We start from the raw sequence: 24356 nt of genomic DNA on the forward strand, positions 1-24356 counted from the left end.
CCCTCGCGCTCCGACCCCCGTCCGAGCGCGGTCCCCAGGCTCGATCCCCGCCGACCCGGCGCCATGCACCACGCGCCATCCGACAAACCCACGCCGCCCGAGCCGCCCACATCAACCCGCGAGACTCCCCCTGGAGACCCCGCGGACCACTCGCAGCCCACACCGCGATTCAGTTGTCGCCCGCCCCCGGACGTCTCCTCCTTCCCAGCGACCCACCGGCCGCCACCTGCGGTTTTTGCCGACGATCACTTCTACCACCCACCACCGACAAAAACGGCCCGGCAAGAACGCACGCGCGCCAAGATCGCCGACCCGCGCCGGCTGATCGACTTCTACGTGGTGGAAGAAACGGACCCCTCCGCAGGGGCCGGATGCCTAAAACCTCAGCAAGCGGAACCGGCGACGGGCTGGGTGAACGCCGCGGCCACCCACTTGTCGTCGGCCACCTTGCGGAACCCGTTCTGCACGCCCGGCACGGCGTCGAACTGGGCGTCACGCAGGTACTTCCCGACGATCTTCGCGTTGCCGTCGGCCGACTCGCGGGCGTTCAGGACATCCGCGGTCACCGTCACCTTGCAGCCGGTCGCCGAGGCTCCCGACGCCTGCTTGCCCGTGTTCATGGCGTACACGATGACGACCAGGACGAGCGCGCCCAAGATGAGCAGAGTCTTCTTCGACATGCCTTCCTCCAACCCGCGGGCCCGTCCCCACGCCAAGGGTAGGCAATCCTTTACCCGGACGGACAGCGCCGGACGCAGCAACCACCCGGAGGCGCCAGTGGCTCACGCGGAAGGTGACAACGCGTGAGCAAACGGACGCCCTCTCCCCGGCGAACCGGGAAGGGGGCGTCCACAAAGCGAACTCAGCCCTGGGCGATCTTCTTCGCCAGGTTGTCGTCCAGCGTCGCGAGGAACTCCTCGGTCGTCTGCCACGGCTGGTCCTTGCCGATGAGCAGCGCGAGGTCCTTCGTCATCTGGCCGCTCTCGACGGTCTCCACGACGACCTGCTCCAGCGTGTTCGCGAAGCCGATCAGCTCCTGGTTGCCGTCCAGCTTGCCGCGGTGCTCGAGGCCGCGGGTCCAGGCGTAGATCGACGCGATCGGGTTCGTCGACGTCGGCTTGCCCTGCTGGTGCTGGCGGTAGTGCCGGGTGACCGTGCCGTGCGCGGCCTCGGCCTCGACGGTCCGGCCGTCCGGCGTGCGCAGCACCGACGTCATCAGGCCCAGCGAGCCGAAGCCCTGCGCGACCGTGTCGGACTGGACGTCACCGTCGTAGTTCTTGCACGCCCAGACGTAGCCGCCTTCCCACTTCATCGCCGCGGCGACCATGTCGTCGATCAGGCGGTGCTCGTAGGAGATGCCCTTGGCGTCGAAGTCGGCCTTGAACTCGTTCTGGTAGATCTCCTCGAACACGTCCTTGAACTGGCCGTCGTAGGCCTTGAGGATCGTGTTCTTGGTGGAGAGGTACACCGGCAGGCCGCGGTCGAGGCCGTACTGCAGCGACGCGCGCGCGAAGTCCTCGATCGACTTCTTGAAGTTGTACATCCCCATGGCGACGCCGCCGCCCTCGGGGAACTGCGCGACCTGGAACTCCATCGGCTCGGAGCCGTCGTCCGGGGTGTAGCTGACGGTCAGCTTGCCCGGGCCCGGGACCTTGAAGTTCGTCGCGCGGTACTGGTCGCCGTGGGCGTGGCGGCCGATGATGATCGGCTTCGTCCACGTCGGCACCAGCCGCGGGATGTTCCGGATGACGATCGGCTCGCGGAAGATCACGCCGCCGAGGATGTTGCGGATCGTCCCGTTCGGGGACAGCCACATCTTCTTGAGGCCGAACTCTTCGACGCGCGCCTCGTCGGGGGTGATCGTGGCGCACTTGACGCCGACGCCGTGCTTCTTGATCGCGTTCGCGGAGTCGACCGTGACCTGGTCGTCGGTGCGGTCCCGCTCCTCGATACCCAGGTCGTAGTAGTCCAGGTTCACGTCCAGGTACGGGTGGATCAGCTTGTCCTTGATGAACTGCCAGATGATGCGGGTCATCTCATCGCCGTCGAGTTCGACGACGGTGCCCTGGACCTTGATCTTGGCCATGAGCAGCGGTGCTCCTTCCGCGGATCTTCGCGTTGCTTCAAACGTCTCGCCGGTAGCGGTACAAGCGTACTGCTTGACCGAGCTGGATGGTTCCAGTAGTGGCCGGTATCAAGTCTCCACCCGCTGTTCGTGGCGCCGGTCACCGGGCGGGTGCCCGATCCGACCGTTCGCCGAGCGACCGTCGCGTCCGGGGGTGAACCAGGGCACGATGCCACCCGTGCACCCAACGAGCGGGAGGTGACGGCCATGTCGACCCATCGGTACGCCGACTACGAAGACGACTACGAGAACGACTACCAGGAGTCCGGCGACCCCGCCGACGGGCTCGGCGAACGGCCGCGCCGGGGTGCCGCGCACGTGGTCAGCGCGCTCGGCGGGCTCGTGCTCACCCCGGTCGCCCTGGGCCTGCTGAGCTGGGGCGGGCTGCGGCAGCAGCAGCTGGTCCAGGCCACGCTGAGCACCAACCGCGACGCACTCGGCATCGCGCTGCTGGCCGGCGGGGCGATCCTCCTGCTGGTGGTCGCGGCGCTCGGCGCGCTCTCGGCGGCGGGGCCGATCCTCGGCGGGCTGATCTACGGCGTGCTGCCCGGCGTCGCTGCGATGGCCGTGCCCGAGTGGGGGTTCCGGCTGGTCAACCTGATGCCGAAGAGCGACATCGCCTACGGCGTCATGGACTTCCTCTTCATCGGCGGCCTGCTCGGCGTCGGGTTCCTGCTGGTGGGCAGCGGGCTGGCCGCGGCGCTGGTCCGGCGGCGCCGCGAAGCGTGATCCACGCCGGTGGCATCATCGGCGGATGGGACTGTTCACCGTCGCGGAAGCGCGGGACGAACTGGCGCGCCTGCGGCCGGTCCTCGACGAACTGGTGCGCGTCCGCGCCGACGCGGCCGAGCTCGCCGCGTCGCTGCGGCCGGGCGGGCGGGCCACCGAGCTGGGCGGCCTGCCCGAGTGGAAGGCGGCCCAGGCCCGCCTCGACGACCTGATGACGACGGTCCAGCGCACCGGCGCCGAGCTCAAGGGGTTCGCGCCGCTGCTGGTCGACTTCCCGGCCGAGCTCGACGGCACCGACGTCCTCCTGTGCTGGCTCGAAGGCGACCGCGAGCTGGGCTGGTACCACCGCGCCGACCTGGGGTTCGCCGGCCGCCGGCCGCTGAAAACCGCTGGTGGCCCCGGCTAGGTTGGGGTTCGTGAGCGACGATTCCCGAGCCGCCTTCTTCGACGGCACAGCCGAACGCTACGACGAAGACCCGTTCCACGCTTCCGTGGCCGACGCCCTGGTCGAGCCGCTCCCACCCGGGCCGGAACTCGTGCTGGACGTCGCCACCGGGACGGGTTTCGCGGCGTACGCGGCGCTGAAGCTGAACCCGGCGCGCGTGCTGGCCGTCGATGTCTCGCCGGCGATGGTCGCGCGGGCCGAGGCGAAGGCGCCCACGCAGGACCCGGACGGCCGCATCGAGTGGCGCGTCGCGACGGCGGTGCCGATGCCCGTCGAGGACCACTCGGCGGACGTCGTGCTGTGCGCGTCTTCACTGCACTTCCTGGGGGCGGCGGCGTTCACCGACTGGCTGCGGGTCCTCCGCCCGGGCGGCAGGCTGGCGTTCTCGGTGGTGTCCGGGACGCGGTTCAAGCCGTCCGGCGGGTTCGCGGAGTTCGTGCCGCGGGACCTCACGTTCCCGACCGCCGAAGCCGAAGCGGCGGCGTTGGCGCACGGTTTCGCCGACGTGTCGGCCCGGACGTTCAGCGTCGACACCGGCGACCGGATCCGGAGCGTCTTCCTGGTGCACGCGACGGCCCCGTGAACCTGGAGGGGTTCGCCGACGGCCACCTGACGTCGATCACCACGGACGGCAGCCGGGTTTCGCTGCGGCTCGAGGCGTACGTCGAGTACCGGCTCGTGCCGGGCGAGGTCTCCGTCGTCGAGGTCTTCGAGCTGAGCGCCGATCCGGCCGAGCTCGAAGCGGCCGAGCCGCCGGAGCCGGGCCATGCGCTGGAAGAGCCGTGGAGCTGGGAACACGACGGCCGGTGGACGGTCGAGTTCTTCGCCCCGCTGCGGATCCGGGTGACGGCCGCCGCCTTCGCGCTGGAGTCGCTGGGGGTCGAGCCGCGACCGGTGCCGCCCTCGCCGTACGCGAACCGCTGCACCTTCGAGTCCGCCGTGGCGCTCGAACTCTCGCCCCGCGGCTCGGCCCGGACGTCGTGTGGCGCACCTACGGCGGCGAAGCGGGCACGCCGGCCGATCCCGAGGGCTGGTTCCTCCAGCGGCGGGACCGGCTGACGAGCACGCTGACCGGGGTCTTCTGCCGCACGGCGGCGCACCCGGTGACGTTCGAACGCCACGACGCCGACGACGAGCTGTGGCGTGCCGTACAGCTGCTCGGACGGCACGCCCGCCGGATCCGGTCCGGGAACTGCAGCTTCACCCCCGAAGACTGGGTCACCTGGGTGACGACCGGCCGGCTGCCGCCGGTGGCGCGGCTCAGGCCGTGAAGTGGACCTCGCCGCGGGCGCTGCCCTCGAGCGGCCAAGCGCCGTCTTCCGAGGTGTAGCCCACCGTCCCGGGCCGCGCTTCGCGGCACTGCCGATCATGCTGGCAGCGTCACCCGGCCGAGCGATAGCGGAGATTCGCCTCAGCCGTGCAGCGACGCACCCTTGAGGATCTTGTCGACGCCGTTCTTCGGCCCGTGTACCGCCAGCCCGGCCAGCACGAGCTTCTCCCCCGGCACCGCCCGCACCGCCGCCCGGTTGTCCGCGTCGTTGCCCGTGTGGAACAGCTCGTCGGTGAAGATCGAGAACCGCAGGCCGCGGCCCAGGGCCCGCGCGTGCGCCGCCGTCAGGACGTCCGCGCTGCCCGAGAACACCAGCACCGGCTGGCCGAACATCGGCAGGTACTCCGTGCCGTCGGCGTCGGCGTACGGCTCGCCCATCAGCTCGGGGGTCACGTGGGCGATCCCGCTCACCAGGAACGCGGTCACGTTCAGCCGCTGCCAGGACGCCAGGTCGTCGCGGAGCAGGACGGCAATCTTCGTGTCGAAGGAACTCATGCCGACCACACTCGCCCGCCGGCCACCCGCGCGTCTTGTACGTTCTTGACATGGCGGACGTCGAAGCCTGGCGGCCGGCGGTCCCGGGGATCGCCGAGGTCTTCCACGCGCGCTTCACCACCCACGCCTACCCGCTCCACACGCACGACACGTGGACACTGCTGATCGTCGACGACGGCGTCATCCGCTACGACCTCGACCGCCACCACCACGGCGCGCTCGGCCCGGCGGTGACGCTGCTGCCCCCGAACGTCGCCCACGACGGCCGCGCGGCGACCAGCCACGGCTTCCGCAAGCGCGTGCTCTACCTCGACACGTCCGTGCTGGGCGAAGACCTGATCGGCGCGGCGGTCGACCGGCCGAGCCTCGCCGACGGCGTCCTGCGCACCCGCATCCACCAGCTCCACGCGGCCCTCGCCGAGCCGGGCGACGCGTTCGAGGCCGAGAGCAGGCTCGTGCTGGTCGCCGACCGCCTGCGCACCCACCTGGGCCGCCCGGTGACGCACCCGCCGAAGCGCGGCCTGGCCGACGACCTCCGCGATCTGCTGGACGCGCACCTGCCGGCGGCGCTGACGCTCGCCGAAGCGGCCGAGACGCTCGGCGCGCACCCGGCGTACCTGGTCCGGTGCTTCGGGGCGCGGTTCGGCCTGCCGCCGCACCGCTACCTGACCGGCCGCCGGGTGGACCGCGCCCGCCGCCTCCTGCTCGGCGGCGCCCCCGCGGCGGACGTCGCCGCCGCGGCCGGGTTCACCGACCAGGCGCACCTGACCCGGCACTTCAAGCGGTACCTGGGCACGACGCCGTCGCGCTACGCGAAAACCCGGTGACAGCGTCACTACGGGCGTACGTGGTGATCATCCTGGTGCTGATCGCGGCGTTCGTGGCGTGGCTGCGCGGAAGCGCAGCGGCCCGGCGGCTTTCGACGCTCGGCTGGGTCATGTGGGTGCTGCTGTTCGGCGTCGGCTTCATCGCCATCGGGGGCGAGTGGTTCCAGATGTGGCAGTCGGCGAAGTGGAACGGGCTGCAGCCGGCGCTGCAGAACTTCCTGATCGCGACCGTGGCGCTGGTCGTCGCCCACCTGCCGGCAAAGGAGGCTGCCAAGCCCGCCACACAGGAAGATAAATGATCAAGAAAGCGTGACTCTCTCCCGCACCCAACGACATTGATCCGAAACGTCGGACATTCTTGTCGTCTTTCTGTCAGCTTTCGAGCCCGCGAAGGAACAGCGCAACCCTAGGGTTTGCAGCGAGTCGCCGGTATCCTGTCCCGAAGCTACGAACCGTGGAGCACCGAGGGGACGGAGCCGCTTGTTCCGAAGTTTTGTCGCCTGGCTCGACAACTACATGTCGGGCGAAGAGCCGTCAAGCTTGCTGAAGTCCCTGTTCGGACTCCTGTCGTTCTCAGTGCTCCTCGGCGCCATCACGGGGAACGTCGCGATCCGCGCGGGCGCGCTGGCGGCCGTCCTGCTTTTCGTGCTGTACGCATTCCTGGCGCTGGTAGCCGACCGACGCAGGCTCCTGCGCCACAACGAAAAGAACAGAAGACTCGTCTCCAAGTACTGCAACATCATGAAGTCCCGGCTGGCCTCGGAGTGGGCCGTGACCAAGTGGGACCAGCTCGTCAAGATCGACAGCAATGGCGACACCGTGCAGATAATGACCATCCACGCGGTTTCCGAGTGCGACCTCCTGGAGTTTTACCGCTTGAGCGTCGGCGCCGACTGGGAGCAGCCCGAAAAGTACCGGAAGCGGGTGAAGCTCAAGGTTCGCAGCGTCGACATAGCCGGCGCCGACGGGCCCAAGTGCGATGTGACGACCAGCTGGACCAGTGACAACAAACTGGAAGCACTCGTCCACCTGCCGGTACCGGTGGCGAACGGCGAAGAGTTCCGCGTGGTGATGGAATGGGAGTGGCCCGCCAAGTGCCGCCCGCTGATGCGAGAAGGCACGAGCGAAGAGTTCTGCATGAACTTGACCAGGGTCACCCAGAAGCTGAGGTACCGCGTTCAGCTCCCGGGGAAGCTGGACGTCTACCTCGCCCCCGTCGGGTTCCGGAACGGCGAACCCGGCTACTCGTTGAAGTCGGCTCGCACGAAAGCGGGCCACACCGAAATCACCTTGAACGCAACATCAGTACCGTCACTGCGCAAGGTCGGCATGAGACTCGAACTCAAGTGAGGGCGCCCGGCAAGCGGTTGAAGTCCAGCGGGCGCTCCTCGACGAACCACTGGGCGGTCAGCCACCGATGGTTTCGTCGCCGCCGATCTTCACCATCCTGTACGTTCCTCCTGGAAGTCACCAACTACTCGGGCCACAGCGGACGCTGCCCGCAAATTGGATCATGGCCCGATAAGCCACTTGCGGCAGGCTCGCCCACTCGATCGAGTAATCCTTGCAGATTACCATCGGTGAAAGAACCCCGGGTGTTACCACCACATGTAGGGCAAGAATAAGTAAGTGACCCCAATAGTCAGGTGGTCACTACTTTGCGTCAGCGAGATTCGAGGCGGCCGCTACTCCGCCTTCGCCGCCGCCTTTGCCGCCTTCTTGAACGCCCGGACCTCCTGCAGCGTCTTCGGGCTCACCACGTCCGCGATCGAGCGGCGGGAGCCGCGGTCGCCGTACGCGCCCGCGGCTTCGCGCCAGCCCTTCGGGTGGACGCCGTACTGCTTGCCCAGCAGGGCCAGGAAGATCTTCGCCTTCTGCTCGCCGTAGCCCGGCAACGCCTTCAGGCGCTTGAGCACCTCCGGGCCGTCCGGCTTGGGGCGGCCCGACGTCCAGATCGCCGTCGCGTCGCCGTCGTAGTGCTCGACGATGTGCTGGCAGAGCGCGTGCACGCGGCGGGCCATCGAACCGCCGTAGCGGTGGATCGCCGGCGGGGTCACGCACAGCTGGACGAACTCCTCGAGGTCCGCTTCGGCGATCTTGCGGACGTCGAAGCCGTCCATCCGGTCGGCGATCTTCCGCGGCCCGATGAAGGCGACCTCCATCGGGATCTGCTGGTCGAGCAGCATGCCGACGAGCAGCGCCACCGGGTCCTCGCTGAGCAGCCGGTCGGCCGCTTCCTCGCCGGTCAGGTGCAGTTCACGCGTCATGCGCGCCATCCTCGCAGGTCGTGCCGCCGCGTGGGACCTCCGGGAGTGCGCAGCGGTCAGCCGACCACGGCCGGTTCCCGCGGCTCGCGGACCCGGCCCCACGCCGAGGCCACCAGCAGCAGGGCGACGAGCGTCAGCCCGGCTGCGACCTCCGGCAGCAGCAACGGCCCGCCCGAAGCGAGCACCGCGCCGCCGACGACGCCGGACAGGCCGACGCCGAGGTAGATCGCCGACGCGTTGAGCGAGAGCACCAGTCCCGCGTGGCCCGGTGACAGCTCGATCAGGCGGTGCTGCACCGGCGGGTTGAACGACCACGTCGCCAGTCCCCAGACGAACAGCGAGATGCCGGCCGCGATCGGCGTCGCGGTCGTCAGCGGCAGCAACGCCATCACGGCGGTGATGGCCACGGTCACCACCAGCAGCGGCGCGCGGGAGCCCCAGCGGTCGGTCACGCGGCCGCCCGCGAAGTTGCCGATCGCGCCGCCGACGCCGTAGCAGAAGAGCAGCACCGTCACCGTTGTCCCGTGCACGCCCGCCGTTGCGGCCAGCAGCGGTGACACGAACGTGTAGACCATGAACGCGGCGAGGCAGGCGAGCACCGTCGTAGCCAGCATGACGAGCACCCGCGGGTCGCGGCCCGCGGCGAACCGCTCGGCCAGGCCCACGCGCGGCGGCGCGGCGACCCTCGGCAGCGCGAACCGCACGGCCAGCGCGCTGACCAGAGAGAACGCCCCGACCAGCGCGAACGCCGTCCGGTAGCCGAGGTGCTGGGAGATGAGACTCCCCAGCGGGACGCCGAAGATGAGCGCGACCGTCAGGCCGCCGAACACCAGCGCGACGGCCCGGCCGCGGCGCTCCGGCACGGTCAGCTCGGCCGCCACGGCGCTCGCCGCCGGGGTGAACACCGCCGCGCCGACCGCGGTCACCACCCGCGCCACCAGCAGGGAGCCGTAGCCGGGCGCCAGTGCGGCGAACAGGTTGCCGGCGCCGGTGACGGCGAGCGCGGCGACCAGCAGCGTCCGGCGTTCCCAGGTGCCGGTAGCCGCCGCGAACAGGGGCGAGCCGATCGCGTACGCGATGGCGAAAGCGGTCACGAGCTGCGCCGCGGCGGTGGCCGACACGTGCAGCTCGCCGGTCAGCGCGGGCAGCAGCCCGGCGACGATGTAGCCGCTGGTCCCGACGCCGAAGGCGCCGAAGGCGAGGACGGAGATCCTCGAAGGAGCAGGTGCGGACATGGGTTGAGCCCCCCAGTGAAGCCGGGATTGGTTCGACGAACGTCGTAGTTCGACGGTTACCGTACTACGTGGCCGCCAGAATTTCGACCGACGTCGTACAAGCCGTACAATGGCCGCATGGCCAAGACCGACACGCTGCCCCCGATCGCCCACCCGGCCCGGGAGGAGATCACCGTCGAGGGTGTGCTGCGCGCCCTCGCCGACCCGGTGCGGCTGGCCATCGTCCGGCAGCTCGCGGGCACCGATCAGGAAATCGCCTGCGGCGGGCTCACCGTCCCGGTGACCAAGTCCACACTGACCCACCACCTGAGCATCCTGCGGCAGGCCGGCGTCGTGGCCGGCCGCCAGGAAGGCACCACGCGGTTCAACTCGTTGCGGCGCAACGATCTCGACGCCCTCTTCCCGGGCCTGCTCAACGGCGTGCTGGCCGCTCGGCGCTGATCGCCGCGGCCCGGGTGTGGATCGTCACCCGATATCGGGATGACAACCGGCCCCCTCGCTTGTTGGACTGTGCGTAGGCAGCTCACGGCGCTGGGGCCGATCGGCTGTCTTTCTTTTTGCCCGTCTACTGAACCGATCCAGATAACCAGGCTCAGTAATCGTTTACCCACCCAGGAAGGAGTGCCGTGCCCGTCGCGCTGCTCGCGCTCGCCATCGGAGCTTTCGGCATCGGAACCACCGAGTTCGTCATGATGGGCGTGCTGCCCCAAGCGGCCGCCGACTTCGGCGTCGACATCCCGACCGCCGGCTACCTCATCTCCGCCTACGCCCTCGGCGTCGTCGTCGGCGCCCCGCTGCTCACCGCGGTCGCCGTCCGGCTGCCGCGCAAGACCATGCTGCTGGCCATGATGGGCCTGTTCACGCTCGGCAACGGCCTGTTCGCGCTGTCACCCAACCAGGAGTTCGGCGTCGCGTTCCGGTTCCTCGCCGGCCTGCCGCACGGCGCGTTCTTCGGCGCCGGGGCCGTCGTCGCCTCCAGCCTCGTCGGCCAGGGCGAGCGCGCCAAGGCCGTGTCGCTGATGTTCCTCGGCCTGACCCTGGCGAACGTCATCGGCGTGCCGCTGGGCACGCTGCTCGGCCAGCAGGTCGGCTGGCGCGCCACCTTCGGTGTCGTCGCCGTGATCGGGCTGGTCGCCGCCGCGGCCATCGCGAAGCTCGTCCCGCACCAGGGCAAGCCCGCCGAGGCGTCGCTGCGCAACGAACTCGGCGCGTTCAAGCGGCCGCAGGTGCACCTCGCGCTGGCCATCGTGACCTTCGGGCTGGGCGGCGTGTTCGCCTGCCTGTCCTACATCACGCCGATGCTGACCGACGTCGCCGGCTACTCGCCGTCGAACGTCACCCTGCTGCTGTCGCTGGCCGGGGTCGGCATGACGATCGGCAACCTGCTCGGCGGCCGGCTGGCCGACCGCGCGCTGATGCCGGGCCTGTACGCCGCGCTGTTGTCGCTGGCCTGCGTGCTCGGGATCTTCACCATCACCGCGCAGGGCAAGGTCGGTGCGGCGATCACGATCTTCTTCGTCGGCGTCGCCGGGTTCATGATCGGCCCGATGATGCAGGCGCGGATCATGGAGAAGGCGGGCGGCACCCCGTCCCTGGTGTCGGCCGCCGTCCAGTCCGCGTTCAACATCGCCAACTCGATCGGGGCCTACCTCGGCGGGCTGGTGATCGCGGGCGGGCTCGGCCTGGTCGCCCCGAACTGGGTCGGCGCCCTGCTCGCGGTCTTCGGCCTCACGCTGGCGATCGTCTCGGGCACCCTCGACCGCCGGGAAGCGAAAGCCGAGCGCCGAGAACTCGCTCTCGCGTCCTGACCACCGTCCCGGAAGCGCCACTTTCACCCGAAAGTGGCGCTTTCGGCGTTCAGGAGCCGAGCGGGCCGCCGATGATCGTCAGGGCGACGTACAGGACCGCGGCCGCCAGCGCCGTGAACGTCACGACGTCGACGAGCCTGCCGCGGATCGCGAGCAGGCCCGCCCTGGCCGGCGGCAGCACGGCCCGCAGCGCCGCGGCGAGCAGGAGCGCGGCGCCGATCAGCGCCGCGCCCTCGCGCCAGTGGTACTGGAAGATCCGCAGCGCGGCGACGGCCACCACCAGCAGCACCACCGCGAACGGCAGCTGGGCGAACCGGTCCGGCCCGCTCCGGCGGTCGTGGACGTCCCGCCGGTCCTCGGTCATCGTCATCGGCCCTGTACCGAGCGCTCCGCCGCTTCGACGACGTTGCTGACCAGCATCGCCCGGGTCATCGGGCCGACGCCGCCCGGGTTCGGCGAGATCCAGCCCGCGACCTCGGCGACGCCCGGGTGGACGTCGCCGGTGAGCTTGCCGTCCACGTGGGACACACCCACGTCGAGCACCGCGGCGCCCGGGGCGACCATGTCCGGCGTGATGATCCCGGGCACGCCGGCCGCGGCGACCACGACGTCGGCGCGGCGGACCTCGGCGGCGAGGTCGCGGGTGCCGGTGTGGCAGAGGGTGACCGTGGCGTTCTCGCTCCGGCGGGTCAGCAGCAGGCCCAGCGTGCGGCCCACGGTGATGCCGCGGCCGACAACGGTGACGCGGGCGCCGTTCAGCTCGACGCCGTGGCGCTTGAGCAGCTCGATGATCCCGTACGGCGTGCACGGCAGCGCGCCCTGCTGGCCGAGCACCAGCCGCCCGAGGCTGACCGGGGCGAGGCCGTCGGCGTCCTTCTCCGGGTCGATCCGCTCCAGGACGCGGTTGGCGTCGAGGTGCTTCGGCAGCGGCAGCTGCACGATGTAGCCGTGGCAGGCCGGGTCGGCGTTCAGCTCGTCGATGACGGCTTCCAGCTTCTCCTGGGTGATGTCGGCCGGCAGGTCGCGGCGGATCGAGTTGATCCCGATCTTGCCGCTGTCGGCGTGCTTCATCCGCACGTACGAGTGCGACCCCGGGTCGTCGCCGACCAGGACGGTGCCCAGACCCGGCGTCACCCCCTTCGCGGCGAGGGCCGCGACGCGGGGCTCGAGCTCCGCGAAAATGGCGTTCTTGGTGGCCTTGCCGTCGAGAATCTTCGCCGTCACGGCCCCCATTCTGGCAAAGCGACCCCCGCGCGTCGCTTCCAGGCGCGGGTGGTCGCAGCCCGTAGAGTGATCGCTACCCCACTCGGTCCATTCGCGACGATGGCCGCGATCAAGCTGTGATCTACCGCACGTCGCATCACCCGAGGTCAGACGCGGTGCCACCGGGTGACCCGGCGGCAAAAACCACATGCGGGGTGCACTCGCGCGCGCGAGCAGTCAAAATGTGCGGGTGGCACAACCGACGACGCAGCTGAACGCGACCGAGCAGGACACCCTAGTCAAGCAGATCGGACTTGCCCTGCTCCGTGCCGCCCCGCGCGACTGGCGCAAGGTCACCGCGGAGTACCGAGCCGTCGGCAGGTACCACGAGCTGACCGGCGAGATCGTCACCGAGGACGGCACGGTGCACGAGTGGCTCGCGACCCACGACATCGCGACCCTGTTCGGCAGGCTCCGCGGCGGCATGTACCGCGACGGCCGCGGAACGTGGTTCAACGCGCGCTACCAGCTCGACCACCCGTCCAGCTACAACCTCGAGTACAACCGCGACGAGCCGGTGTGGAACCTCGCGCCGCCGCCGCAGGCCTACTCCGACGAGCTGCGGATGTTCCCGCGCACCGAGGACAACGTCCCCGAATGGCTGATCCGGCGGATGTCCGGGCTCGGCCCGGAGCAGCCGGGGCCGCACTTCCGCATCGCCCGGATCTTCGACACCGTGGGCCCGGCGGGCCGTCCGGTGATCAACCGGCCTGACCTCGAGGTCGACGAGCAGGACCGGCTGCTGGAGTACCTGGAGCACGCCCCGCTGGTGGTGCCCGAGCGCGGCTACGACATCGACCGCTTGGCCGCGACGCCGGAAGCGACCGTCCCGGTCGCCTTCCACAGCGACGGCCAGTGGATCTGGCCCGCCGCCGTCAACTTCTACCTGCACAAGTACGGCGTCTCGCCCGAACCGGACCTGGTCGAGCACGTCCGCGCGGTCGGCTTCACGCTGCCGCCGGTGGACGAACCGACGCTGCAGGCCGCCGCCGCGTACCTCACCCGCGGCAGCCAGCCGCCGCCGCAGCAGCAGCGCCCGGCCGGGCCGCCGCCCCAGGGTCTGGCGCCGCAGGGCCCGCCGCCGGGCCTCCCGCCGCAGGGTCCGCCGCCGCAGGGGCCGGTCCAGCAGCAGGCGCCCGCGGGGCCGCCGCCCGTCGCGCCGCCGCCCGCGGCGCCGCAGCAGCACCAGGAACCGCCGGCACCGGTGGAGGCGCCGCTCGGGGTGCAGGCCCCGGCCGAAGCGGAAGCGCCGGCCGAAGAGCACGAATACGCCGAGGACGGCCAGTACGCCGAAGCGGGCTACGACGAGCAGGAGTTCGACGACCGCTTCGCCGAGGAAGACCATCACTACGGCGAAGAGGAGTACGCGCAGCAGCCCGAGCACGCGGCGGGGACGAACGGCTCGTCGCCGGAGCCGGGCCGGGTGCCCGACCTCGAGGAAACCGCGGAGTACGTCCCGGACCAGCCGATCGGGCAGGAGCAGCAGCCGCCGCGCGACGGCGAGCCGTTCCCGCGTCGCGAAGACGAGCACGCCGCGTTCCAGCCCCCGCGGGAGGACGAGCACGCCTTCCAGGGCGCCGAAGACGAACCGGCGGGTCACCAGGCGGAGGAGCCGTTCGGCGCCGGCCCGGCCGATGAGGCCGGACGCGCCTTCGACACCGGCCAGGCGGACGAACCGGCGCACGCCTTCCAGGCCGGGCAGCCGCCGCGGCACGAGGAGGACGCGTCGCACGCGGCCTTCCAGCCGGACGAGCACGCATTCCAGACCGGCGGCCAACCGGACGAGCACGACTTCCAGCCGGACGAGCACGCCTTCCAGCCCGGACAGCCACCCCGGCACGACGACGAGCACGCCTTCCAGGCCGGGCAACCGCCGCGGCACGAAAACGAGCACGACTTCCAGCCCGGACAACCGCCGCGGCACGACGAGGAGCCGTCGCACGCGGCCTTCCAGCCGCCGCGCCACGAGGACGAGCACGACTTCCAGCCGGCCCGCGCCGAAGACGAGCCGCCGTTCCAGCCGCCGCGGCGGGAGCAGCAGCCGGCGTTCGACCCGGGTCCGCCGACGATGATCACCCAGCCCGAGGTGCCGGGCGTGCTGCCGGTGCCCGAGCCGGCCCCGCAGGCCGCGGCCCAGGCCGAGCCGTCCGCGCCCCCGCGGCAGGGCCGCCGGGCGCTGCGCCGGGAGACCCCGGACCACCCGGTGCTCGCCGGTCTGCAGGCCAAGCTGGACGAGCTCGACGTGCCCGAAAGCGGCTACAAGCTGGGCGGTCCGGCCGAGCACGGGTGGAGCGTCGAAGAGGTCGAGGACGGCTGGCGCGTCGGCTGGTACGACGGCAAGCTCAGCAACCCGGCGGTGTTCGGCGACGCCGAAGACGCGGCCGCGTTCATGCTCGGCAAGGTGCTGCTCAACCCGGAGGGCCGCCTGCCCGCCGAGGAGCCGCCCGCGCCGGAGCCGGAACCCGAGCCCGAGCCGGAACCGGCGCCGCAGCGGGTCGTCGCGACGGTGTCGCCCGAGATCGCGACCGGCTCGTACCCGGTCCGCAAGCCCGAGCCCGTGCCGCCGCAGGAGCAGACGGCGTTCACCAGCGCCGAGGAGCTCTTCGGCGACCTCGACGACGACGAGCCGCCGGCCCCGCCGCGCCAGCCCGCCCCGGTGCCCGCCGGGCCGCCGCCGGCCGCCCAGCAGGCGGGTCCGCCGCCCGCGGCTCCCGCGCCGCTGCGGCGTGAACCGCCGTCGGCACCGACCGTCCTGGCCCCGGTGCCGCAGGGTGCGCCGCCGGTGCCGCCGCCCGGTCCGGCTGCTCCGCCCGCGCCCCTGCGCCGGGAGGAACCGGTACGCCCGGCCGTCAACGGCGGTGGGGGCGGCGGTGGCCAGCAGCAGTGGCCGATCGGCCCGCTGGCCGGCGAGCCGCCGCTGACGCTGTTCCGCGGCAAGGAGCTGCGCGAGCTGCCCGCGGGCAGCGAACTGGACCGCTTCGGCGGCCCCAACGGCAACCTGACGTACGCGGCGGGCACGCCGTTCGCCGAACGGTCGCTGGTGCCCGAGTGGGTGAACCGGCCGTACCACGTCTACCGGGTGCAGCGGCCGCTGGAGACGCTGGCCGGCGTCGCGATCCCGTGGTTCAACCAGCCGGGTGGCGGGTCGGCGTACCTGCTGCCGGCGTCGATCGAGGAGCTGCTGGCCGAGGGCGACCTCATCGAACTCGACCCGGGCGAACCCCCGATCGACTGAGTTCCGCTGACGAAGGCCCCGGCGCTGCCGGGGCCTTCGTCGTCTCAGCGGATGACCAGCCCGTGGGCGACGGCGAAGGCGATGGCGGTCTCGACGTCGACCTCGGCGCCCCGCAGGTCGGCCTGGACCAGGGCGTTCGCGTCGAGGCGCGCGCCGCGCAGGTCGGCGCCGTCGAGTTTCGCGCCCTGCAGCCGGGCCCCGGTCAGGTCGCTGCCGCGCAGGTCGGCGCCGGTGAGGTCGGCTTCGGTCAGGTTGGCTTCCCGCAGCCGCAGCCCGGACAGCCCGAGCCGGCGCAACCGCGCCTTCGCCAGCGACGCAAGGGAAAGATCGCATTCGGTGAGCGCGATGCCGCCGAACCCGCTGTCGGCGAACGACGAGCCGAGCAGCGAACACGACGTCCAGCGGCTTTCGGCGAGCACCGTCCGGTCGAAGGTGCACGAGCGGAAGGCCGAGGCGTCGTGCCGCGAGCGGGAGAGGTCGGCCTTGCCGAACGTGCAGTCGTCGAAGGTGCAGCCGCGGGTCCGCAGCCCGCTCAGGTCCGCCCCGGTGAAGTCGCAGCCGGTGAACCGCCGCTTTTCCCACCACTGCCCGGACAACACCGCTTCGCGGTAGTCCTCCCCCGTCTCCAGCACGGGGCCCAGGGTGCCACACCCGCTGCTGGCGCTTCACACCCTGGACGTAGTTCATCGCCTCGACGCACCCGCGGCGCGCCATCTCGAAGAAGCCGGTTCCTGACCGCTGCATACTGGGTTGCATGGGAGTTCCGCTGCGGCCGGTGGCGGCCCGGTCGGTGTACCGCGAGGTGGCGCCGCCGCCCGCGCTCGCGGACGTCGTCGCGTGCGGCTGGCACGGGCGAACGGGCTGGGCGCGGCCGCTGCGCGTGCTGCCCGACGGCTGCGCGGACCTGGTCTGGGACGGCGCGGCGCTCACCGTGGTCGTCACCGTCGGCGCTCCCCTGCGGTTGTGGGTTCCCGCTTCGGCCGCCCGCGTCGGCGTGCGGCTGCGCTGCGGGGCCGCGGCCGCCGTGCTCGGGACGGCCATCGCGGACTTGCCCGCCGTGCTCGGGCTCGACGAGCTCTGGGGCGCGGACGCCCGTCGCGCCGAGGAAGTCCTGGCGGCGACCGCTGACCCCGCCGCCCAGCGCGGGATCCTCGAAGCGCTCGTCGCACGGCGGGACGCGGTGCCGGACCGGCGGGTGCTGGCCGCGGTGCACGCCCTCGGCGCGGCCACCCGGACGTCCGAGGTCGCCGTGGGGATCAGTGAACGCGCGTTGCGGCGCCACTTCGTCCACGCCGTCGGTGCCGGGCCGAAGCAGCTGCACCGCGTCCGCCGGTTCCAGCGGTTCCTGCGTCTCCTCGAGCCGCTCGCGGCCGGGCGGGCGACGCTGGCCGGGGTCGCCGCCGGCCTCGGGTACGCCGACCAGTCCCACCTCGGCCGCGAATGCCGCCGCCTCTCCGGTTCTTCGCCCGCCGCGCTGGTGCGGGTGGCCGAAAAGTTCCAGACACCGGCGCCGCCCGCGCGCCACGATCGGACGCATGTTCCGAGTCACCATCGCCGTGCGCTGTGACGACATCGACGCCAACGGCCACGTCCGCGGCCCGGCCTACCTCGCCTACGCCGACCACGCGCGCTGGGCGTGCCTCCAGGCCGCGGGCATCGACCCGGCCGGGCTGACCGCGCGCCGGATCGGCCCGGTCAACCTCGAGACGACCGTCCGGTTCCACCGCGAACTGCCCCCGTACGGCGAAGTCGACGTCAGCTGCGATTTCCGGTGGGGCACCGGCAAAACCTCCCGCGTGACGCAGGAGTTCCACGCGCCGGACGGCACGCTCGCCGCCTCGGTGTCGTCGGTGTCCGGCCTGCTCGACCTCGACCGGCGGCGGCTGCTGCCCGATCCTGGTGCGTACTGGCGGGAGCTGGCCGCGCGCCCCGAACTGCTCGGCCTCGGCCCGAAAACCGCGTGAATCCGGCGAAGCCGATCTCTACCGTGACGGGATGCCCGACGAGCACTACACCGACGCCGGCCTCGCGGCGCTCTACGACACGATGAACCCGCGCGAAAGCACCGGCGACTTCGCGTTCTACCTGCCGATGATCATGGCCGCCGAAGCGGTGCTCGACGTCGGGTGCGGCACGGGTTCGCTGCTGCACTGGGCGCGCGAGTCCGGCCACGCAGGGCGGCTCGTCGGGCTCGACCCGGCCGAGGGCATGCTCCTCCAGGCTCGCCGCCGCGACGACGTCGAGTGGGTGCACGGCGATTTGTCGACTGCCTCCTGGGAGAGCGAGTTCGACTTCGCGGTGATGACCGGGCACGCGTTCCAGGTGCTGCTGACCGACGAGGAAGTGCGCACGGCGTTCGCGGCCGTCCGCCGCGCGCTGCGTCCCGGCGGCCGCTTCGGTTTCGAGACGCGCAACCCGGCCGCCCGCGGTTGGGAGCGCTGGACGCCGGCGCAGGTCTGGGAAGCCGGTGACGTGCGGTCGTGGAACGACGCCGGGCCGTTCGAGAACGGGTACGTCAGCTTCACGACGACGTACGAAAGCCCGAGCTGGGACGCACCGCGGTACAGCGAGAGCACGTTGCGCTTCCTCGACGGGCCGGCGCTTTCGCGGTTCGTCGAGGAGGCCGGGCTGGTCGTCGACGAGCAGTACGGCTACTGGGACCGCACCCCGGTGACCGGCACCAGCCCCGAGATCATCACGATCGCCCGGCGTCCCCTCACCTGAAGTCGCGCGACTTCGCCTTGATGCGCATCGGCAGCGGCTCGACGCGGTGGGCGAGGACGCTGACCACGCCGTCGGCCTTCTCCACCACCCCGCGGATCAGCAGCGCCGGGCTGCTGCGCGCGACCCGGTGGTAGCGCTGCCAGAGGCCGAGCGTGCAGATCACGTTGACCATCCCCGTTTCGTCCTCGATGTTGAGGAAGGTGACGCCGCCCGCGGTCGCCGGGCGCTGCCGGTGCGTGACGGCCCCGCCGATCAGCACGCGCACGCCGTCGTCGAGGTCGGCCAGGCCGCTCGCCGGGACGACGCCGAGCTCGTCGAGGCGGTCGCGGATGAACTCGGTCGGGTAGCTGTCCGGCGACACGCCGGTGGCCCAGACGTCCGCCGCCGCGACGTCGAGCCCGTCCATCCCGGGCAGCACCGGCGCCGGCGCGCCGAGCAGGCCGGGCAGCCGCTCCGGGCGTTCCCCGGCGACCGCGCCCGCGGTCCACAGCGCTTGCCGGCGATCCCCGCCGAAACCGGCGAACGCCCCGGCGGTGGCGAGGGCCTCGATCTGCGGCGTGGTCAGCCGCACGCGGCGGGCGACGTCGGCCATGTCGCGGTACTCGCCGTGCTCGGCCCGCTCGGCCACGATCCGCTTCGCGAGGTCTTCGCCGATCTTCCGCACGGTGCTCAGCCCGGTGCGGACGTCGTGGAACTTCCCGGTGCCCGGCTCGAGGGTGGCGTGCGGCAGGCTGCGGTTGATGTCCGGGCCGTGCACGGTGACGCCGTGCCGGCGCGCGTCGGCGACCAGCGACTGCGGCGAATAGAACCCCATCGGCTGGGCGCGCAGCAGGCCCGCCAGGAACGCGTCCGGGTGGTAGAACTTGAAGTGGGCACTGGAAAAGACGAGGTGTGCGAAGCTCAGCGCGTGGCTTTCGGGGAAGCCGAAGTTCGCGAACGCCTTGAGCTTGCCGAAGATCTTCTGCGCGAGGTCGTCGTCGACACCGTTCGCGGCGGCGCCCTCCAGGAACCGCTGCCGCAGCCGGTCCATCTTGCGGTCCGACCGCTTGGACCCCATCGCGTGCCGCAGCTGGTCGGCCTCCGCCGCGGTGAAGTTCGCGACGTCCAGCGCGATCTGCATCATCTGCTCCTGGAACAGCGGCACGCCCTTGGTCTTGTGCAGCGCCTTTTCCAGCAGCGGGTGGTCGTAGGCCCACTTCTCGCGGCCCTGCTTGCGGCGGATGTACGGGTGCACCGAGCCGCCCTGGATCGGGCCCGGCCGGATCAGCGCGACCTCGACGGCGAGGTCGTAGAACTCGCGGGGTTGCAGCCGCGGCAGCGTCGCCAGCTGGGCGCGGCTCTCCACCTGGAAGACGCCGATCGCGTCGGCGCGGCACAGCATGTCATAGATCTTTTCGTCGGCGAGGTCGAGCTCGGCGAGGTCGACCGTTTCGCCCTTGTACTCCGCGACGAGGTCGATCATGTAGTGCAGCGCGGACAGCATGCCGAGGCCGAGCAGGTCGAACTTGACGAGTCCGGCGGCGGCGCAGTCCTCCTTCTCCCACTGGATCACGCTGCGGTCGGCCATCCGCGCCCATTCGACGGGCACGACCTGGCTCACCGGCTCGGCGCACATGACCATCCCGCCGGAGTGGATGCCCAGGTGGCGCGGGAAGTCCTCGAGCGCGAAGGCGAGCTGGAGGACTTCGTCCGGGATGTCGTGGTCGTGGTCCTTTTCGGTGTTCTGCAGCGAACCCCAGCGGTCGATCTGCTTGCTCCAGGCGTCCTGCTGGCCCGGGGAGTAGCCCAGCGCGCGGGCGGCGTCGCGGACGGCGGACCGGGCGCGGTAGGTGATCACGTTCGCGACCTGGGCGGTTCTCAGGCGGCCGTGTTTTTCGAAGACGTACTGGATGGCCTCCTCGCGGCGATCGGACTCGATGTCGAGGTCGATGTCGGGGTAGCCGTCCCGGTCCGGGGCGAGGAAGCGTTCGAAGAGCAGTTCGTAGGCGACGGAGTCGACCTTGGTGATGCCGAGCGCGTAGCAGACGGCCGAGTTCGCCGCCGAGCCCCGGCCCTGGCAGAGGATGTGGTGGTCGCGGCAGAAGCGGACGATGTCCCAGACGATCAGGAAGTAGCCGGGGAAACCGAGCTCTTCGATGATGGCGAGTTCGTGCTCGATCTGCTGTTTCGCTTTGTCCTCGTGCGGCTTGCCTTCGAAGCGCTCCTTCGCGCCTTCTTCGGTCAGCTTGCGCAGGTAGGTGGTTTCGGTGTGGCCCTCGGGGACGTCGAAGGGCGGCAGCTCGGGGGCGATCAGCTTCAGCGGGAACGCGCATTCCATGCCGAGCAGGGCACTGCGCCGGACGGCGCCGGGGTACCGCCGGAACAGGACGTCCATTTCGGCGCCGCTGCGCAGGAAAGCCGTCCCGGCGGCGGGCAGCCACCCCTCGAGCTCGTCGATCCCCCGCCGCGCCCGGATCGCGGCGAGGGCATCGGCGAGCGGCGCGCGTTCTGGCCGCGCGTAGTGGGCGGCGGTGGTGGCGACGGTCGGGAGCTTCAGTTCGTTCGCGAGCTGCGTCAGGAGGTCGTTGTGGGTGCTGTCCAGGGGCTGGCGGTGATCGGTGAGCTCGACGTAGACGTTGTCCTTGCCGAAGCGGTCGGTAAGTTCTTTGAGTTTTTCGGCGGCGGCGGCCGGACCGTGCGTGACGAGGGCCGAGCGCACGGCGCCCTTGCGGCAGCCGGTCAGGACGACGCACTGCCCGGCGACCTCCTCGGCGACCGCGCCGAGGTCGTAGATCGGCCGTCCCTTTTCCGCCTGGTGGTGGATCTGCCCGGCGGTGATGGCGCGGCAGAGGGTCCGGTAGCCCTGGTCGCCGCGGGCGAGCAGCAGGAGGTGTTCGCCTTCCGGGTCGGGCACGCCGTTCTGCGGGCCGTGGAGGCCGAAGCTGAGTTCGGTGCCGAAGACGGTGTCGACCCCGAGTTCCCGCGCGGCCTCGGCGAAGCGCACGACCCCGTACATACCGTCGTGATCGGTGAGCGCAATGGCGTCCAGCTGCAGCCGCGCGGCCTCTTCGACGAGCTCTTCGGGGTGGCTGGCCCCGTCGAGGAAGCTGAAGTTGGAGTGGCAGTGCAGCTCGGCGTAGGGAACGCGGACGGTCTCGGCGCCGTCGTCGTTCCGCCGGGCGGGGAGGTCTTCGGGCCGGCGGTAGCCATCGCGGTGACGGCTCCAAGCGGGGCTGTCACCGTGGTCACCGGGAGGCGGGCCGCCGCCGAGGGTCCGGGCGAGGTCCTTCCAGCGGACGGGTGGGTTGTTCCAGCCCATTCAGCAGCTCCCGGGAAGATCAGGGCGGCGCTGCTGTTCGTTTTCGGCGGCGCGACGGCGGTGCCAGTTGGCGGGGTGGTTCCAGCGGGACCGGGCTTCGGCTTCGGTCATGGGGGCGGGGTTGGGGTCTGGGTCCGGCTCCGGGCTCTGGCCGCGGCGGTCGGCAGTCGAGTCAACGTCGCCAGGTGACTGAGCCCGGCGGTTGGCGTTCGACGGGTGGTTCCAGCGCGAGCGGGCCTCGGCGTCGCTCATGCGGCTCGCGTCCGGGGGCTCCGCGGAGCGGGGCCAGCGCAAGCGGACCTCGACCCCGCTCATGCGGCAGCCGTTCTCCCGCGACGGGCGCGGTACCGGGAGCACGATCACCGGGCACACCCAGTCGTCGTCGGCGGGTGTCTCCGGGAGCCGGCCGCGGACCGTCCACCTGTCGGGCGTGTCCGGCTGCTCCTCCGAGGCCGGCTCGGGGATCTCGCGCAGCCACTCGCGCTCATCCGACGTCCCGTCCGGCGTGCCCCCGGGCTCGGCTCGCAGCCAGTTCCGCAGCTTTCGTGCGTAGTCGTCGTCCATGCTCAGTCGTACACTCCCTCGACCGTCCACAGTGGATTCTCCGTGCCCGCGCAGTGCACCAGCACCGCTTCGGGCGGTCCGTCGCCTTCACCAGCCAGCACCAGCTGCAGCCGCGCGCGTCGCGGGCTCGGCCGTCGTCGATCGCCCGCCAGCGGCCACGGCCCCGCCCAGGCCACGATCTCCCGCCCCGCCGCGCCCGCGATGCTGAGCCGCCGCGGCGGTGACGTCAGCTGGTCGCGGGCGGTGATCCCGACGGGCCGGCCGTCGTCGTCGAAGATCTGCGCCGGCACCGGACGGGTGAGGACGGTCGCCGGCGACGGGGACGGCAGCCGCCCCGGCCAGGTCGCGTCCGGCGGCGTCGTCCGTTCGCGCGGGTCGCCCCACGGCACCAGCCGGACGCGGCCCGCGGGGTCACGGCCGCCGTCGAGCACCGGGGTGACCACGCCTTCGGGCCCGAGCAGGCCCTGGACCCGCACGAACGCGCGGGCCGCCCGCTCGTCGTCTTCGTCGGAACCGCCGTTGCGCCAGAGGTCGAGCTGCAGCGACCGCCCTTCGACGACCTCCTCGGGTTCCAGCCGCAGCCGCACGACGCCGGACGTCGGACGCTGTCCCGGTGCGGCGCGCAACCAGCCTTCGAACTGCCAGCGCACGCGGTCGGCCACGCCGGCGGGCGTCAGCGGTTCGGCGCACCGCCACGCCCGCCCGAGGTGTTCGCCTTCCTCGGTGACGGCGTAGATGCCGAGCCGCGTGCAGGCGAGGCCGTGCCCGGCGAGGGCCGCGCAGAACCGCGTCGCGAGCCCCTTGGCGAGGAACGCGGCGACGTCGACCCGCTCGACGACGGGGTCGAATTCCTCGGCGAGGGAAAGTTCGGGCGGCGGCTGCCGGCGCAGAGGAGGCCGTTCGGAACGGCCGCGCGCCAACCGGTGCGCGAGTACCCCGGCCGCACCGAAGCGGTTGGCGACGTCCCGTTCCGGCAAGGCGGCGAACGCCCCGAGCGTCTTCAACCCGAGCCGCCGCAACAGGTCGACGAGCTCCGCGCGATCGGCACCGGGCTGGTCGAGCTCGGTGACCGGAAGCGGAGCGAGGAAGTCAGCCACCCGCCCGGGCGCAACGAACTCCCCGCACCGCGCGGCGAGCGTCGCGGCGAAGAGCCCCTCGGCCACCCCGACCTGACACTCGACCCCGGCCGCGGCGGCGACCTCGTCGAGAAGCCGTTCGACGAGCGCGTGTTCCCCGCCGAAGTAGGGGGCGGCCCCGTCGACGGGAACGGCCACCAGCCCGGGCCGCACGACTTCAACCCCGACGACGAGCCCTTCAACCGCCCGCGCGACGGCTTCGAAGAGCCGGGCATCCCGCCCATCATCAGCGGCGACGACGGCGAGCTCCGGACAGTTCGATTGGGCATCCCGCCGCCGCATCCCCCGCCGGACGCCGCTGCGCCGGGCAACGGCGTTGCAGGCAGCGACCCGGTTGGCGCTGAAGACGCCAACGGGCTGGTCAGGGGCAACGCCGTTGAGCGCGGCGGCGGCGACGGCGGGCCAGTCCGGACACCACAGGACGAGCATGCGGGCGGGGGTGTCGGGTGTGCCGCGTTGGGCTGGGACGGTCATGTGGCCTCCTCAGCATCGCGCGCAGCTGGGCGCGGGTGAAGGAGCGGTCGACTCGCGTGATTGGGAGGTCGGCTTGGGTGCGCGGCAGGTCGGACCGAGGTGCCCAGCAGTCGGCTCGCGCCTCCGAAGAGTCGGCCTACGCACCTGGAAGGTCGGCCCACGTACCCGGACAGTCGGCTCGCGCACCCGAGAGGTCGACCCACGCACCTGGAAGGTCGGTGCGCGTACCCAGACGGTCGGCCTGCGCACCTGAAGGGTCGGCTCGCGTACCCGGAGGGTCGGCTCGCGTACCCGGAGGGTCGGCTCGCGTACCCGGAGGGTCGGCTCGCGTACCCGGAGGGTCGGCTCGCGTACCCGGAGGGTCGGCTCGCGTACCCGGAGGGTCGGCTCGCGTACCCGGA

At 71.7% G+C, this 24356-nt stretch carries 26 protein-coding genes; 14 read left to right on the top strand and 12 right to left on the bottom strand.

All coding sequences use genetic code 11. The annotated features are described in order from the left end of the window. Nucleotides 1-383: 383 nt before the first annotated feature. Nucleotides 384-680 (bottom strand): SH3 domain-containing protein, encoded by a 297-nt coding sequence (locus ACLJPY_RS22520; protein ID WP_410569233.1) that lies wholly within the window; start codon nucleotides 678-680, stop codon nucleotides 384-386. A gap of 182 nt (nucleotides 681-862) precedes the next feature. Next, nucleotides 863-2086, bottom strand: coding sequence for an NADP-dependent isocitrate dehydrogenase (locus ACLJPY_RS22525; RefSeq protein ID WP_410591200.1), 1224 nt, complete (start codon nucleotides 2084-2086; stop codon nucleotides 863-865). Nucleotides 2087-2332: 246 nt separating this feature from the next. On the opposite strand from ACLJPY_RS22525, the gene ACLJPY_RS22530 reads away from it, so the two are divergent. Genes ACLJPY_RS22530 through ACLJPY_RS22550 form a run of 5 tightly spaced genes read left to right on the top strand, consistent with a single transcriptional unit; the run spans nucleotide 2333 to nucleotide 4570 of the window. Further along, the gene (locus tag ACLJPY_RS22530) at nucleotides 2333-2854 is read left to right on the top strand and encodes a hypothetical protein (protein ID WP_410569235.1); all 522 of its coding nucleotides are present in this window, start codon (nucleotides 2333-2335) and stop codon (nucleotides 2852-2854) included. Nucleotides 2855-2879: 25 nt separating this feature from the next. Continuing rightward, on the top strand, nucleotides 2880-3260 hold the full coding sequence (locus ACLJPY_RS22535) for a DUF2203 domain-containing protein (RefSeq protein ID WP_410591201.1): 381 nt from the start codon (nucleotides 2880-2882) through the stop codon (nucleotides 3258-3260). A gap of 10 nt (nucleotides 3261-3270) precedes the next feature. Then, complete coding sequence (locus tag ACLJPY_RS22540) at nucleotides 3271-3882, top strand: class I SAM-dependent methyltransferase (protein WP_410591203.1); 612 nt, start codon at nucleotides 3271-3273, stop codon at nucleotides 3880-3882. Beyond that, nucleotides 3879-4358, top strand: a complete 480-nt coding sequence (locus tag ACLJPY_RS22545; RefSeq protein WP_410591205.1) for a hypothetical protein — start codon at nucleotides 3879-3881, stop codon at nucleotides 4356-4358. Before ACLJPY_RS22540 ends, ACLJPY_RS22545 begins: the two co-directional genes overlap by 4 nt. A gap of 44 nt (nucleotides 4359-4402) precedes the next feature. After that, nucleotides 4403-4570: a hypothetical protein gene (locus ACLJPY_RS22550; RefSeq protein ID WP_410591206.1), complete on the top strand. Its 168-nt coding sequence runs from the start codon at nucleotides 4403-4405 to the stop codon at nucleotides 4568-4570. Nucleotides 4571-4710: 140 nt separating this feature from the next. On the opposite strand, the gene ACLJPY_RS22555 is transcribed toward ACLJPY_RS22550, so the two are convergent. Beyond that, the gene (locus tag ACLJPY_RS22555) at nucleotides 4711-5124 is read right to left on the bottom strand and encodes a DUF2000 family protein (RefSeq protein ID WP_410591207.1); all 414 of its coding nucleotides are present in this window, start codon (nucleotides 5122-5124) and stop codon (nucleotides 4711-4713) included. Between the two features lie 50 nt (nucleotides 5125-5174). Here ACLJPY_RS22555 and ACLJPY_RS22560 point away from each other — a divergent pair, with 50 nt between their 5' ends. The 3 genes from ACLJPY_RS22560 (at nucleotide 5175) to ACLJPY_RS22570 (ending at nucleotide 7301) form a co-directional block, all read left to right on the top strand. Further along, a complete protein-coding gene (locus ACLJPY_RS22560) occupies nucleotides 5175-5951 on the top strand; it encodes an AraC family transcriptional regulator (RefSeq protein WP_410591209.1) in 777 nt (258 codons plus the stop codon). Nucleotides 5952-5974: 23 nt separating this feature from the next. Continuing rightward, nucleotides 5975-6250: a DUF2165 family protein gene (locus ACLJPY_RS22565; RefSeq protein WP_410591210.1), complete on the top strand. Its 276-nt coding sequence runs from the start codon at nucleotides 5975-5977 to the stop codon at nucleotides 6248-6250. Between the two features lie 241 nt (nucleotides 6251-6491). Further along, nucleotides 6492-7301 carry a hypothetical protein gene (locus tag ACLJPY_RS22570; RefSeq protein WP_410591212.1) on the top strand — a complete coding sequence of 270 codons (810 nt, stop codon included), beginning with the start codon at nucleotides 6492-6494 and terminating at the stop codon, nucleotides 7299-7301. Between the two features lie 335 nt (nucleotides 7302-7636). Here the strand turns inward: ACLJPY_RS22570 and ACLJPY_RS22575 are convergent, their stop codons facing one another. Continuing rightward, a complete protein-coding gene (locus ACLJPY_RS22575) occupies nucleotides 7637-8218 on the bottom strand; it encodes an HhH-GPD-type base excision DNA repair protein (protein ID WP_410591214.1) in 582 nt (193 codons plus the stop codon). 56 nt (nucleotides 8219-8274) lie between these two features. Continuing rightward, nucleotides 8275-9453, bottom strand: a complete 1179-nt coding sequence (locus tag ACLJPY_RS22580) for an MFS transporter (RefSeq protein ID WP_410591216.1) — start codon at nucleotides 9451-9453, stop codon at nucleotides 8275-8277. 117 nt (nucleotides 9454-9570) lie between these two features. Between ACLJPY_RS22580 and ACLJPY_RS22585 the strand changes: the two genes are divergently transcribed. Together ACLJPY_RS22585 and ACLJPY_RS22590 are read left to right on the top strand one after the other, a co-directional pair. Further along, nucleotides 9571-9894 (top strand): ArsR/SmtB family transcription factor, encoded by a 324-nt coding sequence (locus ACLJPY_RS22585; RefSeq protein WP_410591218.1) that lies wholly within the window; start codon nucleotides 9571-9573, stop codon nucleotides 9892-9894. 185 nt (nucleotides 9895-10079) lie between these two features. Next, entirely contained in the window at nucleotides 10080-11261 is a 1182-nt protein-coding gene (locus ACLJPY_RS22590) for an MFS transporter (RefSeq protein WP_410591220.1), read from the top strand. Between the two features lie 49 nt (nucleotides 11262-11310). Here ACLJPY_RS22590 and ACLJPY_RS22595 read toward each other — a convergent pair whose 3' ends face one another. Further along, nucleotides 11311-11631: a DUF3017 domain-containing protein gene (locus tag ACLJPY_RS22595; protein ID WP_410591222.1), complete on the bottom strand. Its 321-nt coding sequence runs from the start codon at nucleotides 11629-11631 to the stop codon at nucleotides 11311-11313. After that, the gene (locus tag ACLJPY_RS22600) at nucleotides 11628-12485 is read right to left on the bottom strand and encodes a bifunctional methylenetetrahydrofolate dehydrogenase/methenyltetrahydrofolate cyclohydrolase (RefSeq protein ID WP_410569248.1); all 858 of its coding nucleotides are present in this window, start codon (nucleotides 12483-12485) and stop codon (nucleotides 11628-11630) included. The genes ACLJPY_RS22595 and ACLJPY_RS22600 overlap by 4 nt, the downstream gene beginning before the upstream one ends. 223 nt (nucleotides 12486-12708) lie before the next feature. Between ACLJPY_RS22600 and ACLJPY_RS22605 the strand changes: the two genes are divergently transcribed. Further along, entirely contained in the window at nucleotides 12709-15759 is a 3051-nt protein-coding gene (locus tag ACLJPY_RS22605; RefSeq protein ID WP_410591223.1) for a glycohydrolase toxin TNT-related protein, read from the top strand. Between the two features lie 44 nt (nucleotides 15760-15803). Here the strand turns inward: ACLJPY_RS22605 and ACLJPY_RS22610 are convergent, their stop codons facing one another. Then, a complete protein-coding gene (locus tag ACLJPY_RS22610; protein ID WP_410591224.1) occupies nucleotides 15804-16391 on the bottom strand; it encodes a pentapeptide repeat-containing protein in 588 nt (195 codons plus the stop codon). A 122-nt stretch (nucleotides 16392-16513) separates the two neighbouring features. Here ACLJPY_RS22610 and ACLJPY_RS22615 point away from each other — a divergent pair, with 122 nt between their 5' ends. From ACLJPY_RS22615 to ACLJPY_RS22625, 3 genes are read left to right on the top strand one after another with little or no spacing between them, the layout of a single operon-like run. Beyond that, nucleotides 16514-17326 carry a helix-turn-helix domain-containing protein gene (locus tag ACLJPY_RS22615; RefSeq protein WP_410591225.1) on the top strand — a complete coding sequence of 271 codons (813 nt, stop codon included), beginning with the start codon at nucleotides 16514-16516 and terminating at the stop codon, nucleotides 17324-17326. Then, nucleotides 17295-17723: an acyl-CoA thioesterase gene (locus tag ACLJPY_RS22620; RefSeq protein ID WP_410591226.1), complete on the top strand. Its 429-nt coding sequence runs from the start codon at nucleotides 17295-17297 to the stop codon at nucleotides 17721-17723. Before ACLJPY_RS22615 ends, ACLJPY_RS22620 begins: the two co-directional genes overlap by 32 nt. A 31-nt stretch (nucleotides 17724-17754) precedes the next feature. After that, complete coding sequence (locus tag ACLJPY_RS22625) at nucleotides 17755-18483, top strand: class I SAM-dependent methyltransferase (protein ID WP_410591228.1); 729 nt, start codon at nucleotides 17755-17757, stop codon at nucleotides 18481-18483. On the opposite strand, the gene ACLJPY_RS22630 is transcribed toward ACLJPY_RS22625, so the two are convergent. The 4 genes from ACLJPY_RS22630 to ACLJPY_RS22645 all read right to left on the bottom strand — a co-directional run. Then, nucleotides 18476-21781, bottom strand: a complete 3306-nt coding sequence (locus ACLJPY_RS22630; protein WP_410591230.1) for an error-prone DNA polymerase — start codon at nucleotides 21779-21781, stop codon at nucleotides 18476-18478. The two genes, ACLJPY_RS22625 and ACLJPY_RS22630, sit on opposite strands and share 8 nt — an antisense overlap. Next, the gene (locus ACLJPY_RS22635; RefSeq protein ID WP_410591232.1) at nucleotides 21782-22345 is read right to left on the bottom strand and encodes a hypothetical protein; all 564 of its coding nucleotides are present in this window, start codon (nucleotides 22343-22345) and stop codon (nucleotides 21782-21784) included. A gap of 2 nt (nucleotides 22346-22347) precedes the next feature. Beyond that, on the bottom strand, nucleotides 22348-23910 hold the full coding sequence (locus ACLJPY_RS22640; RefSeq protein WP_410591268.1) for a DNA polymerase Y family protein: 1563 nt from the start codon (nucleotides 23908-23910) through the stop codon (nucleotides 22348-22350). 54 nt (nucleotides 23911-23964) lie between these two features. Then, on the bottom strand, nucleotides 23965-24356 hold a 392-nt coding region (locus ACLJPY_RS22645; RefSeq protein WP_410591233.1), incomplete at its 5' end, for a hypothetical protein.

It is taken from the genome of Amycolatopsis sp. lyj-23, assembly GCF_046549135.1.
Classification (GTDB): domain Bacteria; phylum Actinomycetota; class Actinomycetes; order Mycobacteriales; family Pseudonocardiaceae; genus Amycolatopsis.

Excerpts from the sequence above, each read along its gene's own strand:
- ACLJPY_RS22520 (WP_410569233.1), bottom strand. The coding sequence starts at position 680 with ATGTCGAAGAAGACTCTGCTCATCTTGGGCGCGCTCGTCCTGGTCGTC.
- ACLJPY_RS22525 (WP_410591200.1), bottom strand. The coding sequence starts at position 2,086 with ATGGCCAAGATCAAGGTCCAGGGCACCGTCGTCGAACTCGACGGCGAT.
- ACLJPY_RS22530 (WP_410569235.1), top strand. The coding sequence starts at position 2,333 with ATGTCGACCCATCGGTACGCCGACTACGAAGACGACTACGAGAACGAC.
- ACLJPY_RS22535 (WP_410591201.1), top strand. The coding sequence starts at position 2,880 with ATGGGACTGTTCACCGTCGCGGAAGCGCGGGACGAACTGGCGCGCCTG.
- ACLJPY_RS22555 (WP_410591207.1), bottom strand. The coding sequence starts at position 5,124 with ATGAGTTCCTTCGACACGAAGATTGCCGTCCTGCTCCGCGACGACCTG.
- ACLJPY_RS22560 (WP_410591209.1), top strand. The coding sequence starts at position 5,175 with ATGGCGGACGTCGAAGCCTGGCGGCCGGCGGTCCCGGGGATCGCCGAG.
- ACLJPY_RS22575 (WP_410591214.1), bottom strand. The coding sequence starts at position 8,218 with ATGACGCGTGAACTGCACCTGACCGGCGAGGAAGCGGCCGACCGGCTG.
- ACLJPY_RS22580 (WP_410591216.1), bottom strand. The coding sequence starts at position 9,453 with ATGTCCGCACCTGCTCCTTCGAGGATCTCCGTCCTCGCCTTCGGCGCC.
- ACLJPY_RS22585 (WP_410591218.1), top strand. The coding sequence starts at position 9,571 with ATGGCCAAGACCGACACGCTGCCCCCGATCGCCCACCCGGCCCGGGAG.
- ACLJPY_RS22595 (WP_410591222.1), bottom strand. The coding sequence starts at position 11,631 with ATGACGATGACCGAGGACCGGCGGGACGTCCACGACCGCCGGAGCGGG.
- ACLJPY_RS22615 (WP_410591225.1), top strand. The coding sequence starts at position 16,514 with ATGGGAGTTCCGCTGCGGCCGGTGGCGGCCCGGTCGGTGTACCGCGAG.
- ACLJPY_RS22620 (WP_410591226.1), top strand. The coding sequence starts at position 17,295 with ATGTTCCGAGTCACCATCGCCGTGCGCTGTGACGACATCGACGCCAAC.
- ACLJPY_RS22625 (WP_410591228.1), top strand. The coding sequence starts at position 17,755 with ATGCCCGACGAGCACTACACCGACGCCGGCCTCGCGGCGCTCTACGAC.
- ACLJPY_RS22630 (WP_410591230.1), bottom strand. The coding sequence starts at position 21,781 with ATGGGCTGGAACAACCCACCCGTCCGCTGGAAGGACCTCGCCCGGACC.
- ACLJPY_RS22635 (WP_410591232.1), bottom strand. The coding sequence starts at position 22,345 with ATGGACGACGACTACGCACGAAAGCTGCGGAACTGGCTGCGAGCCGAG.
- ACLJPY_RS22640 (WP_410591268.1), bottom strand. The coding sequence starts at position 23,910 with ATGCTCGTCCTGTGGTGTCCGGACTGGCCCGCCGTCGCCGCCGCCGCG.